Source organism: Pseudomonas sp. ES3-33 (assembly GCF_000952175.1).
Taxonomy (GTDB): domain Bacteria; phylum Pseudomonadota; class Gammaproteobacteria; order Pseudomonadales; family Pseudomonadaceae; genus Aquipseudomonas; species Aquipseudomonas gregormendelii.
Genome location: NZ_JZRI01000010.1, coordinates 76,471 through 92,944, shown reverse-complemented (window position 1 = coordinate 92,944; position 16,474 = coordinate 76,471). Strand labels below are relative to the sequence as shown.

The following is a 16,474-nucleotide window of genomic DNA, read 5'->3' as shown; positions in this document are numbered from 1 at the left end:
CGATCACGCCCACCGGATCGCGGCGGATCATCGAGGTGTGGCCGGGCAGGTATTCACCGCCAGCCGAACCGCTCATGCAGCGGCTGGCGCCGGCGAAGAAACGGAACACGTCGGCAATCGCCGGGATCTCGTCATTCAGAGCGGCGCTGTAGGGCTTGCCGCAGTTGTCCGATTCCAGCTTGGCCAGCTCTTCGCCGTGGGCCTCGATGACATCGGCAAGCTTCAGCAGCAGCAGGGCGCGATCTTTCGGCGGGGTCTGTGACCAACCATCGAACGCCGCATCGGCGGCCCGTACGGCAGCATCGACCTGGGCTTCGCTGGCTTCGTTGATCTCCACCAGGACACGGCCCAATGACGGGTTGAACACGGCTTGGGCGGGGCCTTCGCCAGTGATCAACTGGCCGTTGATCAGGAGTTTGGTTTGCATGGGGTTGTCCTCTCTGAAGCAATTCTTGTTTTCAAACCGGACCCTTGTAGGAGCGAGCTTGCTCGCGATGGACGTCAACGATGACGAGGGCTGCCTGAATGCACGCGGCGCCCTCAGGTCCATCGCGAGCAAGCTCGCTCCTACAGGGGGTTGTTGTTAAATTGAAGGTCTGTTGATCGCCGCAGCGGACACATCAGCAGCCTTGGCCGGCGGCCTGGAGAACTTCCATGCATCGCCTGCAGGTGCTGTGCCCTTGTCGTACGGTTTGCCGAGCAACATGTAGACCAGGCCGGCACCCATCACCACCAGGGTGGTCAGGATCATCGAATAGTTGATGAACCACGGCGCATCCGGCGAGCGCGGCCAAACCATATTGATGATCGCGCAGACGCCATAGATCAGCGCGGCGAGGTTCACCCACAGGCCCCAGGCGCCGAGGGTGAACTGCCCGTTCGGACGCCAGCCCTTGGCGCGGGCGATCAAGGCCGCAATGACGATCAGCTGGAAGGCGACATAAATACCAATGGCCGCGAAACCGACGATGGTCGCCACCGCATCGGCCATGAACATGCCGAGGCAGACGATGCCAGCCGGCACCAGGCCGCTGATCAACAGGGCGAACGACGGCACGTGGTTGCCCGACAGCCGCTTGAGCAGCGAGCTGCCGATGATCATTTCGTCACGGGCATAGGCAAACAACAGGCGGCTGGCGGCCGCTTGCAGGCTCAGTACGCAAGAGATGAACGACACCATCACCACCGCCATCACCAGGCGCGAACCCACCGGGCCGAAGGCGTTGGCCAGAATGGTCGCTACCGGGTCGGTGTCTTCACCAGCGAGGACCTTGGCCATGTCAGGCACCGACAGGATCAGCGCCAGGCAGGCGAACATCGCCGCCGCACCACCGATGTAGATGGTCATGCGCATGGCTTTGGGAATGCGCTTGCCAGGGTTTGGCGTTTCTTCGGCGACATCGCCGCAGGCCTCGAAACCGTAGTACTGGAACAGGCCGGCAAGCGATGCCGCAAGGAACGCCGGCAGGTATGAACCGTTGACTTCGAGATTGAAAGTGTCGAACAGCACGCTGAACGGCTGGTGCCGTTCAAAGATCAGCAGGTAGCCACCCACCAGGATGGCGCCGACCAGCTCGCAGAGGAAGCCGAACATCGCCACCCGCGCCAGCAGCTTGGTGCCGACCAGGTTCAGCGCGGTCGACAGTGCAATGATCGTCAGGGCGATATAGATATTGGCCTCGGGCCCCGGATTGAAACCCAGCATGATGGCCAGGTAAGGTCCCGCACCGACTGCGACGCCGGCGATGGTTGCACACAGCGCCCAGGCGTAAACCCAGCCGACCATCCACGCCCAGCGCTTGCCCACCAGACGGCGCGCCCATGGATAGACCCCACCGGAGATGGGGAACTGCGAGACGATTTCACCGAAGATCAGGCACACCAGCAATTGCCCGGCGCCGATCAGCAGGTACGACCAGAACATCGGCGGGCCGCCGGCGGCCAGGCACAGGCCAAACAGGGTGTAGACGCCGACCACCGGTGACAGGTAAGTGAAGCCCAGGGAAAAATTCTCCCACAGGCTCATGCTCCGATTGAAATCCGAGCTGTAGCCGAGGGCGCGGAGTTGTTCCGCGTCCTGATCGGCGCTGCTGCTTGCACGCGTGTTGGATGAGCCACTCATTTTATTTCCTCATTATCAATGGCAGTGGATTGCGGTGCTGGCGGGTTGGCCCGCCAATTATTGGATACCTCGAACCTGTGGGAGCCAGCCTGCTGGCGATGGCGACTTCAAGGCAGCCATCGCCAGCAGGCTGGCTCCCACATGGGCTCGCGTCAGGGTTTGGGTTCGGTGTCGTACTGCGAAAGCCATTCCACCGCTGCATCGCGATAACGGCTGAAACCCTTGTAATCGACCAGTTGCTGGTTCAAGTCCCGCAGCACCCGGTGCATGCGCCGCGCCCATGCGGGGTTGGTGGCGATGTCTTCGAGGCTGAGCAGATAAGTGCGAATCGGAAACACGATCGCGTTGCTGCGAGGCAGGCGGTGCAGTGGCTGTAACTCGATGCGCAGGTACACCAGCTTGCCGGCGTTCTGTGCCGTTACGATGGTGCGGTCCGGTGCCCATTCCGGCAGGCTTTCGGCGGAGACTTCCAGGCGCGGGTTGACCGTCAGTGACCAGTTCAGGCGACGCACCGGATGCCCGGTGCGCAAGCGCAACAGGAACTTCAAGGCGCGGTCGAGCATGCCGATCTCCTTGACCAGCGGCACCGGGCCGTGGAATTCCTCCCAGCTCATGCCCAGGTTGAAGCGCAGTGAGTAATCGGCACGTTGGGTGGCGATGCCGGCGCCCCAAAACAGCGTGCCGTCGCGTTCTTCCTGCAACACCCAATCGCCCTGGGCCTGACGGGTCACGTATTCCATCGGCTCGTAGGGCAGGGTCGCTGGATCACCGAAGGTGAAGTGGTCATCAATGTCCAGCAGACGGTTGGTCCAGTGCCACTGGCGGCCCTCGCGCTGCAGGCTGAAGTACTGCGGATAATCGCGGGCGTAGGACTCCATGATCAGTTCCAGCAAGTCCCACTGCGCCTCCATCATGTGAGGAGCCGAGACGTAGTGCATTCCCGGGTCTTTATCCAGGGTGATCGCCCGGTCCTTGCACTCGCTGATGTAATGTTCGTCGATGTCGAAAGCAGCGCGAAACGCGCCATCGCCTACCGGGACATGCGGCTCGAGATTCATCGAGTACATGTAGTCGTCATCAGGGAATGGGAAGGGCGCGCGGGCGATGGTTTCCGGGCTGTTGGCGAAGGTGTAGTCGTCGCGGTAGGTTTCGTCGGGATTGAATTTGATATTCATTTTTATGTTTTCCGTCGATCAGAGGTCGATGACCAGGCGATTGCATTTGGCGCGGGATACGCAGGGCATGATTTTCTTGCGGCTGGTCTTGTCCTCGTCCGACAGCCAGTCATCGCTGTGCAGCAGCTCGCCATCGAGTTCCAGTACGGTGGTTTCGCAATGACCACAGGCGCCGCCACGACACAGATAAGGCATGCTGTAGCCGGCGGCTTCTACCGCTTCGAGCATGGTCTGGTCGGGAGAGACTTCGATGGTCGTACCGCTGCGGCCGAGGGTGAAACTGAAAGCTTCGCCGCCGCTGCTTTGCTCCAGGAATCGCTCGAAGTGCACATGGCTGTCGGTCCAGCCCAGTTCCCGGGCGCACCCCAGCGTGGCGTCGATCATGCTGTCCGGGCCGCAGACGTATACGTGGCTACCCAGCGGGCGGTCGGCCAAGACCCGGCCGATGTCCATGCGCGAGTCGACACCCTTGCGATACAGGTGCACCTGTTCGCCATAGGTGGCCTGCAATTCCTTGCCAAGTTGTGCATGTGCTTCGCCGCGCACCGCGTAATGCAGTTCAAAAGGCACCTTGCTCAGGCGCAGTTCCTCCAGCTGCGAGATGACCGGTGTAATGCCGACGCCGCCCGCGATAAAGATGTGCAGCCGCGCCTGCTTGATGAGCGGGAACAGGTTGACCGGTGGCGTCACCTCGATCACATCCCCTTCACTGACATCGTCGTGCAGCGAGACCGAGCCGCCACGACCGCTGTCCACCCGGCGCACGGCAATCTGATAACTGCTGGTGTCGTACGGCGAGCTGAGCAGTGAATAGGGGTTGCGCAGGGTGTTCTGCGAGTGGGCGATCAGCACCACCACGTGGCTGCCACCGGAGAACGCGGGCAGGTGAGCGCCGGTCGGCGACACCAGGGTGAAGCGCTTGATTTCCGGGGTCACCGCTTCGATGCGGGCTACGCGCAAATTTAATGTGCCGTTGTTCTGGCTCATGTGTCGAGCTCCTCGGCTTCGGGCAATTCACCCGGGACTTCAGCGTCGGCCTTGACCGCCTGGAAGGCGGCCAGGCGACGGGAATAATGATCGCGCACCACCAGCGTCACGCCGCATCCAGGGCAGTCGTAGACCCGTTGAGTGACGTTCTCGGTGTAGGTGTCGCAATGCACGCACCAGACCCGGCGTACCAGGGTGCCGGAATGCTCGCGGAGCACTTCGTCGCGATTGAGGTCGAAATGCGTGGCCACTTGCATGGCGCTGCCGAGAAAGCTTTCCGAACCGGCGAGGTACAGGCGGGTGCCCATACGCGCTTCGCCGAGCAGGGTCCTGAGTGCTTCGATCAGCGCCTGATTGGACGGGTGCACGTGCAGTGGAAGCTGCGGATGCTCCTGTAACTGGCCGAGGAAATCCTGCCCGGAGAAGGACTCCTGGGAATACAGCAGGGTAATGGGGCCCGCAGAGGCGGCCATCTCGTCCAGTAATCGCAACATGGCGCGCCCGCCACTGCCCTGGCCGGCGATGATGTGGTGCAGACCGCCTGGCAGCGGTTCCAGCCGGTCATAGACCGGTCGGCTTTTGATCCCGGTGATCAACATTTTTATTATTCCTCCTGGCTACCGGCGCGGCGGTAAAGCCGGCCTTGTGCAAAGCCCAACGATGGTGGGTTTCAGATAGCAGGAGCACAGGTCGTGCCAGTTATATAAGTCTCTGAATCAAAAGGGATATATTGTTTGGTGGAGAAGGGAGAAAGGCAAAAGTAACTGGATATGTATGCGTTTCCGCAGCGCTTGCAGGTGAGAGTGGGTCCTGTAGGAGCTGTCGAGTGAAACGAGGCTGCGATCTTTTGATCTGGTTTTTGGAGGAGCCAGAAGATCGCAGCCTCGTTTCACTCGACAGCTCCTACAACAGCTCCGATACGCTGCTACGTTTTCAAATCACTCGCGCTGCAACTTGCGAATCAACGTGCCAATGTCGATACCCAGGTGCACCGCCGCCTTGCGCTTGCTGCCGCACAGGTGCACCGCCCGGAGGATCACCTGGCGTTCGAAATGCTGGACCTGCAGCTTGAGGTTCTGCTGCGCATCCTCTTCGTCGGCCAGTTGGGCATTCACTGATTCCCGAGGGCGCTGCGGTTCGAGCATTTCGGCAGGCAGATGATGTTCCTGTGCTTCATCATCGGCGAGGACGGCCAGGCGCTCGAAAATGTTCACCAGCTCGCGGATGTTGCCCGGGTAGTCGTAGCTCAGCAGCCGCTTGCGACAGCCCGCTGAGAGGCTCAGGGACGGTTCACGGTCTCCATTGATGCGGCTGAGCAGAATGTCGATCAGGAAGGGCAAATCATCACGATGCTGGCGCAACGGCGGGATTTCCACCGGCAGCACGGCCAGGCGGTAGTACAGGTCGGCACGAAACTCGCCGAGGCTGACCAGGTGTCGCAAATCCTTGTTGGTGGCTGCAATGACCTGCACCTGCACGGATTTGCTCAGGGGCGAGCCGACCGATTGAATGGTGCTGTCTTCGAGAAATTTCAACAGCTTGGCCTGGACGTGCAGCGGTATCTCGCCGATCTCGTCGAGGAACAGCGTCCCGCCGGCAGCCGCTTCGATATAGCCTTGCTTGCCGCCCGCCAGCGCGCCGGTAAAGGCCCCGCGTTCATAACCGAACATCTCCGATTCGAACAGGCTCTCGGGAATGCTCCCGCAATTGACATGAATGAACGGCCGATCGCCCCAGCCCGCAGCTCGGTGTATGTGTCGGGCGATCGCAGTCTTGCCCACTCCTGGTTCACCCAACAGCAACAGGCGCGCGCGTCGACGGAAGGCGCGCACGCCAGTGTCGGCGATGCCTGAGAGCTGTGGGGACAGATGCAGCGCGTTATCTTGCGGGTCGCGCAGGCCTTGGGATTCAACCGGCCTGGCGCCCAGGGACGCTCGGCGTTGCGGCTGGCTGCCGTCAAAATCTTTCTGGGTCAGCATGCGAAAAGGCTTTTCATAAGCCCCGGTGGGAATCGCATGGGTGCTGCTGAGCAGCACGCGGCCCTCTCGGGAACGCGTCAAGGCGCTGTTGCCGCCGCGATTGAGTGCCGCTTGCAGGTCGTCGTAGTTGAGTGCAGAGCGCTGGAAAAACTCACTGTCCGATAACCCGATGGCCTGCTGTTTGGACAGTCGATTGACCCGCTCGGCGGCCAGGTTGAGAAAGCGTACGCGGCCTTCGCCGTCAGTCACGATGAGCGCCTCGCTGAAGCTGTCGAGGAGGGCGTGCAGGGCCGGAGTCTGCAGTAACGCGCCGAGCACTTCGCTGCTGACATTGACCGAAGAGCGCATGCCCATCTGCAGGCTGGGTGGCAGGTTTGAGTCTTTCATGGGTGCAACTCTTGGGTGCCCACGCCCTGGCGCTGACGGAACACTGCAACGCGCCAGGCCACGCCTTCGCGAATCAGGATGCGCGAACAGTGCACATCGAAGTCCGGCGCACGCCCACTCAAATCCGGCAGCGGCAGACGGTGCCAGGTGCGTTCCGGCAGTGCGTTATCCAGCAACAGGCGAGCGATACCCGCGCCGTTGGTGATGCCGAAAGTCTCTTCAAACACTGCGTTGCGCCATTGCGGCTGCAAGTGTTCGTCAATCACCAGCACGGCGTCCGGTACTGCATCGAACACTCGGCGCAGCGCATCTATGCGTTGTTCTGCATCGTGTTGCATGCGCAGTTCCTGGCTGACATCGCGAATGCTGCCCCACATGCGTAGCAGGTGGCCGTTGACGATGGTTGCGCGCACGTCGTTCTCGACGTAGGCGGGCGATCCGTCATGGCGGCGGTCCACGGACAAGGCGCAGTCGACGCTGAATCCGGCTTCGATCAGGCGCCGCACAAATTCCTCGTTGGCCGGGCTGCGCGGCCAGTAGAGCCGGACCGGTTGCTGATTGAAATCGACATCCGAAGGCATTTCGTAGACGTCGGCCATCGCGCGGTTGCACAGGCGCCAGTGCGAGTCGTTTTCGAACACCTGGCGCACGATTTCATCCGGTGAGTTGTTGATGTCTACTGCTTCAGCAAACTCGATGCACCAGTAGGCCACCTTGGCGCTCTGCAGCATCTGGCTCATCACTTCATTGGCGTTGTGCATTTCCCGCAGGCGATGCCCCAGTGTGCCCAGCGGTATGTTCAACAAGTGCAGGCAGGCCGGCTGAACCTCGCGCCACTGCAGCAACCCGCTGGCAATCACGTGCAGCAGGCTGCCGTTGTGTCGGATCAGGGTCAGCTCAAGGCTCTGAACCTGCTCGTCCGCAGGCGGGTTGGCGAACAGTGCGCGCAGGGTGCGAACCGATTCGACGCTGTAGAGGTGTTCGATCGGCTGGTTCAACGAGTTTTCCGGCGAGTAACCCAGTTGATCGCTCAAGCTGGCGGACAGGCTCACGAGCAGCCCGTCGGCCCTCAGGGTGCTGGTGCAGGGCGGCGCCTTGTGGGCCAGCAAGTTCAGGATATCCATGGTGAATCGGCTCGGGTTGGCTGAGGGTCTCAAAAGCAGGGCACATCGCATGCCAAGCATATCTGTCGTAGCACCTGGAGCAGTTGTAGCAACTGCAGCAGGTGGAGCAGCTGTACAGCGTGTGCTCCCACAATCTTTGGCAGCTGCACAAAAGTGCTGCGATATTGCAGCACGTTCAGCATTTTTACAGCGATCAGCCGACGAAGCGGGCATGCGCAAATCCTGCTCTACATGAAAAACGCATGTGTATACGATCCAGGACCCCGGTAAACTGCGCAGCTTTTTCAAGGAGTCGATATGAGTCACTACCAGCCGGGCATCCTCGCCACCCCCGTTCCGCTGCAAGCCCGTCATCTGTTCTTCGCGCTGGTGTCCGTCGAAGCCCTGCCGGCTGCACTCGACAACCTGATGCAACTGGTAGACGGCAAATCCGCCGTAGTGGGCTTTGGTGAGTCCCTGGTCATGGCACTTCACGCCCGGATCGATGGCCTGCGGGCATTTCCGGCGATGACCGGCGTGGGCGTCGATAACCCGTCGACCCAGCATGCGCTGTGGTGCTGGCTGCATGGAATCGACCGTGGCGAATTGCTCAATCGCAGTCAGGCCATCGAAGCGGCACTGGCTCCGGCGTTGCGTCTGGTGCAGATGAATGAAACTTTTCGCCACCTGACCGGCCACGACCTGACCGGTTACGAAGACGGTACGGAAAACCCTCATGACGAAGCTGCCGTGGCGGCGGCGTTGCTGGGCGAGGGCGCTGAGGGCCTGGTCGGTGGCAGTTTTGCCGCGATCCAGCAGTGGCAGCACGATTTGAAAGGTTTTCGCGCGTTGCCGTCCCATGAGACGGACAACATCATGGGCCGGCGCCTGAGCGACAACGAAGAACTGGACGATGCGCCAATCTCCGCTCACGTCAAACGCACCGCTCAGGAAAGTTTTGCCCCCGAGGCGTTTGTGGTGCGTCGTTCCATGCCCTGGATTGAAGGCGACCGTGCCGGCCTGATGTTCCTCGCGTTCGGCTTCTCCCTGGACGCCTTCGAAGCCCAGCTGCGCCGCATGAGCGGCCTGGAAGACGGCATCACCGATGGCCTGTATCGCATCAGCCGGCCAATCACCGGCGGCTACTACTGGTGCCCGCCGCTCAAGGACGGCCACCTCGACCTGCGCGCGCTACGCATTGGCTGACACGGGATGGCAGGGTGAAGGAGCAGGCTCCTTCACCTGAAACTGCCGACTAACCTTATACCCAAACGTTATTTCCCAGCCGCAAATTCGCTCGATATGATCTTGTCATAACTCGTTATAACAAGTGAATAGCCATGACCGATAACGTCCTCTCCCTCGGCAGCGTCCCGCTGCACACCCAACTGCGTGATGTGCTGCGTGCGCGAATCCTCGACGGTGAATATCCGCAAGACAGCCAGATGCCTTCCGAAAGCGAGCTGGGCAACCTGTTCAAGGTCAGCCGCATCACGGTGCGACAGGCTTTGGGCGATCTGCAAAAGGAAGGGTTGATCTTCAAGATTCATGGCAAGGGCACGTTCGTGGCCAAGCCCAAGACCTTTCAGAACGTCAGCACCTTGCAGGGCCTGGCCGAATCGATGACCGGGCGCGGCTATGAGGTGATCAACCGCTTGCGCAGTTTCAAATTCATCGGCGCCGACAAGCTGGTTGCCGAACGCCTTCAGGTAGCCGAAGGCGACATCGTGGCGCAGATCAAGCGGGTGCGGCTGATCAACCGCGAGCCGATCTCCCTGGAAATCACCTATCTGCCCCAGGCCATTGGCGAGCGCCTGGAGAAGGCCGACCTGGTGACCCGCGATATTTTTCTGATCCTGGAAAACGACTGCGGGCTGTCGCTGGGGCATGCCGACCTGGCTATCGACGCGGTGCTGGCTGACAGCGACCTGACCCAGGCCCTGGGTGTGGAAGCCGGTTCGCCGATCATGCGCATCGAGCGCCTGACCCACGATGCCGCTGGCCGCCCCGTGGATTTCGAACACCTCTACTACCGCGGCGATGCCTTCCAGTACCGCTTGCGAATCGACCGGCAAAAAGGGGATCAGGCATGACCCACAGTTACGAGAACAGAAATACCCTCGAACAGGAATACGACATCGTCGTGATCGGCGGCGGCACTGCCGGCCCCATGGCGGCGATCAAGGCCAAGGAGCGTAACCGCGACCTGCGGGTGCTGCTGATCGACAAGGCCAACGTCAAGCGCAGTGGCGCCATCAGCATGGGAATGGACGGCCTCAACAACGCGATCATTCCCGGGCATTCGACGCCGGAGCAGTACACCAAGGAAATTACCATTGCCAATGACGGCATCGTCAATCAGGCGGCGGTGTACGCCTATGCCACCCACAGCTTCGAGACCATCGAGCAACTGGACCGTTGGGGCGTGAAGTTCGAGAAGGACGAAACCGGTGACTACGCGGTGAAGAAGGTCCACCACATGGGCGCCTACGTCCTGCCGATGCCGGAAGGACACGACATCAAGAAGGTCCTGTATCGCCAGTTGAAACGCGCGCGGGTGAGCATCACCAACCGGCTGGTGTGCACGCGCCTGCTGATTGACGAAGAGGGCGCGGTCAACGGTGTGATGGGGTTCGATTGCCGCACGGCCGACTTCCATGTGATCAAGGCCAAGGCGGTGATCCTTTGCTGCGGTGCCGCCGGTCGCCTGGGGCTGCCGTCCTCGGGCTACCTGATGGGCACCTACGAAAACCCGACCAATGCCGGCGACGGCTACGCCATGGCGTATCACGCAGGCGCCGAACTGGCGAACCTGGAATGCTTCCAGATCAACCCGCTGATCAAGGACTACAACGGTCCGGCCTGTGCCTATGTCACCGGCCCCCTGGGCGGCTACACCGCCAACAACAAGGGCGAGCGGTTCATCGAGTGCGACTACTGGAGCGGCCAGATGATGTGGGAGTTCCACCAGGAACTCGAAAGCGGCAATGGCCCGGTATTTCTCAAGCTCGATCACCTGGCCGAGGAAACCATCCAGAACATCGAAGAGATCCTGCACAGCAACGAAAGGCCCAGCCGCGGCCAGTTCCACGCTAACCGTGGCACCGATTACCGCACGCAGATGGTTGAGATGCACATCTCGGAAATCGGCTTCTGCAGCGGTCACTCGGCGTCCGGGGTCTGGGTCAACGAGAAGGCCGAGACTTCGGTGAAGGGGTTGTACTCGGCGGGCGACATGGCGGCCGTGCCGCACAACTACATGTTGGGCGCATTTACCTACGGCTGGTTCGCCGGCAACAACGCCGCAGATTTTGTCGCCGGGCGTGATTTTTCAGCGGTTGATGCCGGGCAGGTCGAAACGGAAAAGCAACGGGTCTACGCGCCTCTGGACCGCACACACGGCCTGCCACCGGCCCAGGTCGAATACAAGCTGCGCCGATTTGTGAATGACTACCTGCAACCGCCCAAGGTGACTAAAAAAATGCAGATCGGCCTGCAGCGCTTTAGCGATATCCAGCGCGACCTGGATCAGATCAAGGCACACAACGCCCACGAGCTGATGCGTGCGATGGAAGTCAGCATGATCCGCGACTGCGCCGAAATGGCTGCCCGGGCTTCGTTGTTCCGCGCTGAAAGCCGTTGGGGGCTTTACCACCATCGGGTCGATCACCCGCAGCGCAATGACCGTGACTGGTTCTGCCATTGCCACCTGAAGAAGGGTGAAGACGGCTTGATGACCAGTTTCAAGAAAGCCGTGGAGCCCTACATCATTCCACTCGACGCCGACGAATTGCAGGCCTACGACAAGTTGCGGGTCGGCGCTAACGCCGCCTGACAATCGATACCAGGAGAGCCCGAACCATGGCCTATCAACCCCAGGAAATTTTCTTCCGCTCCAACGCGCCGGTGACCGTCGACGAGGACCTGTGCATTGCCCACAAAGGCTGCACCGTATGTGTAGACGTCTGCCCGATGGACCTGCTGGCGATCAATCCGGCGACGCAAAAGGCCTACATGGCGTTTGATGAATGCTGGTACTGCATGCCTTGTGAGAAGGACTGCCCGACCGGGGCGGTGAAGGTCGAGATTCCCTATCTGTTGCGCTAAAGCCCAATCATTGTGGAAGCGAGTACAGACAACTTGTAAAGCCATCCGGCCACCCCCGGACGCTGGATTAAACCACCCCTCGTTTCCCACCGCGCCCTGATCGTGGCGGAGACGAATATTCTATAAATGATTCGAGGGGATACACCCATGTTATTGCGTGCAGCGTTTGCCGGTCTGGTACTGGCTTCATTGACCCTGTCGGCCTCAGCCGAAACCATCCGCATTGCCATCGGCACCCAGGACACCACGATCAATTGCGCCGCTGGCGGCCTGCTGATTCGTGAGCTTGGGCTGCTGGACAAATACCTGCCCCGGGATGGCCAGTACAAGGACGCCCAGTATGAGGTGCAGTGGAAAAACTTCACCAGCGGTGCGCCCCTGACCAATGAGATGGTCGCCGGCAAACTCGACTTCGGCGCCATGGCGGATTTCCCCGGCACCTTCAACGGGGTGGCGTTTGAAGCCGCTGGCAAGCACAGCCTGTTCATCAGCGTGTTGTCGGGCAGTATCAAAGGCAGCGGTAATGGCATCGTGGTGCCCAGCGCGTCCAGCGTGCAATCCCTGGCCGAGCTCAAGGGCAAGACCATCTCCGTACCGTTCGCCTCGACGGCCCACGGCATGTTGTTGCGAGCGGTGGCGGCGCAGGGCTGGGATCCGCTCAAGGATGTGAACATCATCGCCCAGCCGCCGGAGGTTGCAGGTTCTGCGCTGCAGGCCGGGAAAATCGATGCCCATGCCGACTTCGTGCCCTTCGCCGAACTGTTCCCGAGCCGGGGCTTTGCCCGCAAGATCTATGACGGTGCGCAAGCCAATGCACCGACCTTCCACGGCGCCCTGGTCGATCAGGCCTACGCGAAAAAGTACCCGGAAATCGTCGTGGCTTACCTGCGGGCGAGCATTGAGGCCAACCAGCTATTGGCCGCAGAGCCGGAGAAGTACAGCGAGTTGATCGCCAAGGTCACTGGCGTCGATGCCGAGGTCAATTACCTGTTCCACGGCCCGCTCGGTGTGCAGACTCGCGACCTCAGCTGGAAGCCGGAATACCGTCAGGCGGTCGGCACGGCCATCGATACGCTCAAGCTGCTGAAGAAGGCGGATCGCGGCCTCGACCTCAATACGTTCATCGACGACCAGTACATCCGCGCCGCGTTCAAGGCGTCGAACCTGGATTACTCCGCCCAGCTTGGCAATTACGCCCAGAGCCCGTTGAAGGCAGTGGATGCGGCGAACGGCCAGGTCATCACCGACTTCAGTCGCGTGGCCGAGATCTGGGTGCGCGGTGAACCCAAGGTTCGCCAGTATGCCTCGGCGCAGACAGCGTTCAGCGCATTGGCGCAGTTGAAAGCCGAGGGCAGGAACATCCGCGCGGTCTATGCCCAGGCGAGTGACAGCGGGATCAAATTGCTGGCGGACCAGGCGTGGTTTGCCAGCAACGCCAAGGGCGAACTCAGCGCCTTCCTGCTCAAGGGCCAGGCCCAGCAATACGCCACGGCCCAGGGCGGCAAAGTCCTCGACTTCACGGATGCCACCACCCAGGCGGTTGCTGCCCGGTAATCAAATTGGAATGCGGCCAACGTAGGAGCTGCCGAAGGCTGCGATCTTTTGATCTTTCTTCTGATAACCAAAATCAAAAGATCGCAGCCTTCGGCAGCTCCTACGGGGGGCGTGTCGCCATTGGGAATTGTTTATGTACCGATCATTTATCCGCTGGACCCCCAGGGCCGCTTCATTGCTGCTCTGCCTGCTGTTCTGGCAACTCGCTGCCAGTCATCACTGGAACCTGGGCCTGGTCACCTTCGCCAACGTGCCGACGCCGCTTGCGGTTGTCGAGGCCGCACTGGGGCTTGGGGAGTCGGGGAAACTCGGCCGCCACCTGGGCAGCAGCCTGAGCCGGGTATTCGCCGGTTACCTGGCGGCGCTGGTCATCGGTATCGCTCTGGGCCTGGCCATCGGCCGCTCGAAGCGGGCTGAAGACTGGCTGCTGCCACCCCTGGAAGTGCTGCGCCCGATTCCCGCCGTGGCCTGGATTCCCCTGGCCATCCTGATGTTTCCCTCGTCGGAGCTGTCGATGGTTTTCATCACCTTCACGGGCGCGCTGTTCCCGATCCTGTTGAATACCGTGCACGGCGTCGAAGGGGTCGATCCAAGGCTGATCGCCTCGGCAAAAAGCCTTGGGGCAGGGCGCCAGGCGATCCTTCTGGAAGTCATATTGCCCGGTGCTGCACCGAGCATTATCACTGGCCTGGCCATTGGCATGGGGACCTCGTGGTTCTGCCTGGTGACCGCCGAAATGATCTCCGGCCAATACGGTATCGGCTACTACACCTGGGAGTCCTACACCGTCCAGAACTACGCCGATATCGTGGTCGGCATGTTGCTGATCGGTGTACTGGGCATGGGCAGCAGCCTGCTGATCAAACGTCTCGGCGGCCTGTTCACGCCGTGGCACCGACCACGAGGAAAAGCCTGATGAGCATTGATCAAGCCATGCAAGGGCGCATCGACATACGCCAACTGTCGATCCGCCTGGGTGACGGCAGAACGGCTTTTGAAGCGGTGCAGGGCCTCGACTGCCAGATCGAGGCGGGGCAGTTCGTGTGCATCCTCGGCCCTTCCGGTTGTGGCAAATCCACCTTGCTCGGGGCGCTGGCCGGGCACCTGCAGACCTGCACCGGCACGCTCAGCGTTGATGGGGCGAAAGTCTCGGGACCGTCGCCCCAGCGCGGCATGGTGTTCCAGCATCACACGTTGTTCCCCTGGCGCACGGTGCGCGACAACGTCGCCTTCGGCCTGAAGATGCGTGGCATCGGTAAAACCGAGCGACACCAGGCCGCTGACGAGATCCTGGCCCTGGTCGGGCTTGAAGGGTTCGCCGAGCGCTGGCCTGATCAGTTGTCCGGGGGCATGCAGCAGCGCGTCGAAATCGCCCGGGTGCTGATCAATCGCCCGCGCCTGCTGCTGATGGATGAGCCCTTCGGCGCGCTCGATGCCCTGACCCGGCTGAACATGCAGGAACTGCTGCTGGACATCTGGACGCGAATTCGCACCACCGTGGTGTTCGTCACCCATGACATCGATGAGGCGTTGTTCCTGGCCGACCGATTGCTGGTCATGAGTTCGCGCCCGGGGCGGATCATCGAAGACCTGCGCCTGGACTTTGCGCGGCCCCGCGCCAGCGAACTGGTGACCAGCCACGAATTCTCCCGCTTGAAGCGTCACTGCCTCGAGTTGTTGCGTCACGAAGACGGTCGGCAGCTACCGCGCCTGAACCCTCTCGGACTTCCCCCAGAAAATAAACTGCCGCGATTTGCCCTATGACCTCTCTATTCGATGTAACCGATAACGCTGACATTCTTGCCCTGCAAACACGCCTGAGTGATGAGGATCCGGGCGTGCGCAGGATTGCCCTGATTGAACTGGCTGATCTCGAGGAGCCTGAAGGCCTGGTCTGGCTGGTCGACCGACTGGCCGAGGATCCGGCTGAAGAAGTTCGTGCCGAAGCCGCACGGCTACTGGAAGCCTGGGAGGATGACCCGGTCGTCGAGGCATTGTGCCAGGCCCTGACCGACCCTGCGCAGACAGTACAGGCCGCCGCCGCGCAGAGCCTCAGCCTGCTCAAGAGCGAGGCGGCAGGCAAGGTGATCCTGCCGTGGACCGTGCATGCCGAGGTGCAGGTGCGCGTCGCCGCGTTTCGGGCTCTGCGCGAGTTGCGCCTCCCCGATGCCGCCGCTGCCGCCTCTGCCGCCTTGCTCGATGTGGACCCAGGTGTGCGCCGCGAGGCGGTCGGCGTGCTCGGCTGGCTCAAGCAGCTCGATGCCTTGCCGGCGCTGGCGACGCTGGCCAGCCAGGATCCCGACACAGAAGTTCGTCGTGCCGCCACCGGCGCCCTCGGTCTGGCTTGCGGTGCCCAGGTCCTGCCGGCCCTGCGTCAGGCCCTGCGGGACAACGCCTGGCAGGTTCGTGAGGAAGCCGCTACGACCCTGGGCAAGGTCGGCCACGTTGACGCGGGTCCGGCGCTGGTCGATGCCCTGGGCGACGATTACTGGCAAGTGCGCCTGCGCGCCACCCGCAGCCTCGGGCGCTTGCGCTATGTCCCGGCGCTTGAGGCCCTGATCGACACCCTCGACCATCGCATCAGCAACCTGCGCAAGGAGGCGGCGCTGGCCCTCGGCGAGTTGCAGGACCCGGGCGCCATCGCGCCATTGCAGGCAGCGCAGGATGATGGCGATCCGGAAGTCCGTAAAGCGGTGCGCATTGCGTTGAGTCAATTGCAATGAATCCGCTGGCGGTTGGCAATTCCCAGGCTCGACAGCAATTGCGCCTCAACTGGCCGGATGGCCGTGAACAATTGCTGGACCATGCTGAACTGCGCCGCCAGTGCCCGTGCTCGCAATGCCGGGCGTTTCGGCTGCGAGGGCAGGCGCCGCTGGTGGACTCGCGGGTGCGGGTGATCGAGGTCAATGACCAGGGGTATGGGGTGCAGCTGGTATTCAGTGATGGACATGAGCGGGGGATTTTTCCGTGGGCCTTTCTTGCCGGACTGGCTAATAACTCCAATTGAACACGCACCCCCTGGACGGATGGTGCTTGTCACCAAAACCGCAGAAGAGTACA

At 61.5% G+C, this 16,474-nt stretch carries 16 protein-coding genes; 9 read left to right on the top strand and 7 right to left on the bottom strand.

Annotated features, from left to right (window positions below):
* The 7 genes from UB23_RS01800 to UB23_RS01770 form a co-directional block, all read right to left on the bottom strand.
* Nucleotides 1-427 (bottom strand): aldehyde dehydrogenase family protein (locus UB23_RS01800; RefSeq protein ID WP_045057627.1); only part of this gene is annotated, 427 nt, incomplete at its 3' end.
* 156 nt (nucleotides 428-583) lie between these two features.
* On the bottom strand, nucleotides 584-2,122 hold the full coding sequence (locus tag UB23_RS01795) for an APC family permease (RefSeq protein ID WP_045057626.1): 1,539 nt from the start codon (nucleotides 2,120-2,122) through the stop codon (nucleotides 584-586).
* 152 nt (nucleotides 2,123-2,274) lie between these two features.
* On the bottom strand, nucleotides 2,275-3,297 hold the full coding sequence (locus tag UB23_RS01790; RefSeq protein WP_045057625.1) for a heme-dependent oxidative N-demethylase family protein: 1,023 nt from the start codon (nucleotides 3,295-3,297) through the stop codon (nucleotides 2,275-2,277).
* Between the two features lie 18 nt (nucleotides 3,298-3,315).
* Nucleotides 3,316-4,284, bottom strand: a complete 969-nt coding sequence (locus UB23_RS01785) for a PDR/VanB family oxidoreductase (RefSeq protein WP_045057624.1) — start codon at nucleotides 4,282-4,284, stop codon at nucleotides 3,316-3,318.
* Nucleotides 4,281-4,883: a dimethylamine monooxygenase subunit DmmA family protein gene (locus UB23_RS01780; protein WP_045057623.1), complete on the bottom strand. Its 603-nt coding sequence runs from the start codon at nucleotides 4,881-4,883 to the stop codon at nucleotides 4,281-4,283. Before UB23_RS01780 ends, UB23_RS01785 begins: the two co-directional genes overlap by 4 nt.
* 339 nt (nucleotides 4,884-5,222) lie before the next feature.
* A complete protein-coding gene (locus UB23_RS01775; RefSeq protein ID WP_045057622.1) occupies nucleotides 5,223-6,650 on the bottom strand; it encodes a sigma-54 interaction domain-containing protein in 1,428 nt (475 codons plus the stop codon).
* Nucleotides 6,647-7,774: a PAS domain-containing protein gene (locus UB23_RS01770; protein WP_045057621.1), complete on the bottom strand. Its 1,128-nt coding sequence runs from the start codon at nucleotides 7,772-7,774 to the stop codon at nucleotides 6,647-6,649. The genes UB23_RS01775 and UB23_RS01770 overlap by 4 nt, the downstream gene beginning before the upstream one ends.
* Before the next feature lie 297 nt (nucleotides 7,775-8,071).
* On the opposite strand from UB23_RS01770, the gene UB23_RS01765 reads away from it, so the two are divergent.
* The 9 genes from UB23_RS01765 (at nucleotide 8,072) to UB23_RS01725 (ending at nucleotide 16,421) form a co-directional block, all read left to right on the top strand.
* Nucleotides 8,072-8,959, top strand: coding sequence for a Dyp-type peroxidase (locus UB23_RS01765; protein WP_045057620.1), 888 nt, complete (start codon nucleotides 8,072-8,074; stop codon nucleotides 8,957-8,959).
* A 134-nt stretch (nucleotides 8,960-9,093) separates the two neighbouring features.
* Nucleotides 9,094-9,846, top strand: a complete 753-nt coding sequence (locus UB23_RS01760; RefSeq protein ID WP_045057619.1) for a GntR family transcriptional regulator — start codon at nucleotides 9,094-9,096, stop codon at nucleotides 9,844-9,846.
* Nucleotides 9,843-11,588, top strand: coding sequence for a fumarate reductase/succinate dehydrogenase flavoprotein subunit (locus tag UB23_RS01755; RefSeq protein WP_045057618.1), 1,746 nt, complete (start codon nucleotides 9,843-9,845; stop codon nucleotides 11,586-11,588). The genes UB23_RS01760 and UB23_RS01755 overlap by 4 nt, the downstream gene beginning before the upstream one ends.
* 26 nt (nucleotides 11,589-11,614) lie before the next feature.
* The gene (locus UB23_RS01750; protein WP_007946457.1) at nucleotides 11,615-11,860 is read left to right on the top strand and encodes a 4Fe-4S dicluster domain-containing protein; all 246 of its coding nucleotides are present in this window, start codon (nucleotides 11,615-11,617) and stop codon (nucleotides 11,858-11,860) included.
* A 147-nt stretch (nucleotides 11,861-12,007) separates the two neighbouring features.
* Entirely contained in the window at nucleotides 12,008-13,414 is a 1,407-nt protein-coding gene (locus UB23_RS01745; protein WP_045057617.1) for an ABC transporter substrate-binding protein, read from the top strand.
* 133 nt (nucleotides 13,415-13,547) lie between these two features.
* Nucleotides 13,548-14,330, top strand: coding sequence for an ABC transporter permease (locus tag UB23_RS01740; RefSeq protein WP_045057616.1), 783 nt, complete (start codon nucleotides 13,548-13,550; stop codon nucleotides 14,328-14,330).
* On the top strand, nucleotides 14,330-15,178 hold the full coding sequence (locus UB23_RS01735) for an ABC transporter ATP-binding protein (RefSeq protein WP_045057615.1): 849 nt from the start codon (nucleotides 14,330-14,332) through the stop codon (nucleotides 15,176-15,178). Before UB23_RS01740 ends, UB23_RS01735 begins: the two co-directional genes overlap by 1 nt.
* A complete protein-coding gene (locus tag UB23_RS01730) occupies nucleotides 15,175-16,137 on the top strand; it encodes a HEAT repeat domain-containing protein (RefSeq protein ID WP_045057614.1) in 963 nt (320 codons plus the stop codon). Before UB23_RS01735 ends, UB23_RS01730 begins: the two co-directional genes overlap by 4 nt.
* A complete protein-coding gene (locus UB23_RS01725) occupies nucleotides 16,134-16,421 on the top strand; it encodes a DUF971 domain-containing protein (protein ID WP_045057613.1) in 288 nt (95 codons plus the stop codon). The genes UB23_RS01730 and UB23_RS01725 overlap by 4 nt, the downstream gene beginning before the upstream one ends.
* The last annotated feature ends 53 nt before the right edge of the window (nucleotides 16,422-16,474 follow it).

Excerpts from the sequence above, each read along its gene's own strand:
- UB23_RS01795 (WP_045057626.1), bottom strand. The coding sequence starts at position 2,122 with ATGAGTGGCTCATCCAACACGCGTGCAAGCAGCAGCGCCGATCAGGAC.
- UB23_RS01790 (WP_045057625.1), bottom strand. The coding sequence starts at position 3,297 with ATGAATATCAAATTCAATCCCGACGAAACCTACCGCGACGACTACACC.
- UB23_RS01785 (WP_045057624.1), bottom strand. The coding sequence starts at position 4,284 with ATGAGCCAGAACAACGGCACATTAAATTTGCGCGTAGCCCGCATCGAA.
- UB23_RS01780 (WP_045057623.1), bottom strand. The coding sequence starts at position 4,883 with ATGTTGATCACCGGGATCAAAAGCCGACCGGTCTATGACCGGCTGGAA.
- UB23_RS01775 (WP_045057622.1), bottom strand. The coding sequence starts at position 6,650 with ATGAAAGACTCAAACCTGCCACCCAGCCTGCAGATGGGCATGCGCTCT.
- UB23_RS01770 (WP_045057621.1), bottom strand. The coding sequence starts at position 7,774 with ATGGATATCCTGAACTTGCTGGCCCACAAGGCGCCGCCCTGCACCAGC.
- UB23_RS01765 (WP_045057620.1), top strand. The coding sequence starts at position 8,072 with ATGAGTCACTACCAGCCGGGCATCCTCGCCACCCCCGTTCCGCTGCAA.
- UB23_RS01760 (WP_045057619.1), top strand. The coding sequence starts at position 9,094 with ATGACCGATAACGTCCTCTCCCTCGGCAGCGTCCCGCTGCACACCCAA.
- UB23_RS01755 (WP_045057618.1), top strand. The coding sequence starts at position 9,843 with ATGACCCACAGTTACGAGAACAGAAATACCCTCGAACAGGAATACGAC.
- UB23_RS01750 (WP_007946457.1), top strand. The coding sequence starts at position 11,615 with ATGGCCTATCAACCCCAGGAAATTTTCTTCCGCTCCAACGCGCCGGTG.
- UB23_RS01745 (WP_045057617.1), top strand. The coding sequence starts at position 12,008 with ATGTTATTGCGTGCAGCGTTTGCCGGTCTGGTACTGGCTTCATTGACC.
- UB23_RS01740 (WP_045057616.1), top strand. The coding sequence starts at position 13,548 with ATGTACCGATCATTTATCCGCTGGACCCCCAGGGCCGCTTCATTGCTG.
- UB23_RS01735 (WP_045057615.1), top strand. The coding sequence starts at position 14,330 with ATGAGCATTGATCAAGCCATGCAAGGGCGCATCGACATACGCCAACTG.
- UB23_RS01730 (WP_045057614.1), top strand. The coding sequence starts at position 15,175 with ATGACCTCTCTATTCGATGTAACCGATAACGCTGACATTCTTGCCCTG.
- UB23_RS01725 (WP_045057613.1), top strand. The coding sequence starts at position 16,134 with ATGAATCCGCTGGCGGTTGGCAATTCCCAGGCTCGACAGCAATTGCGC.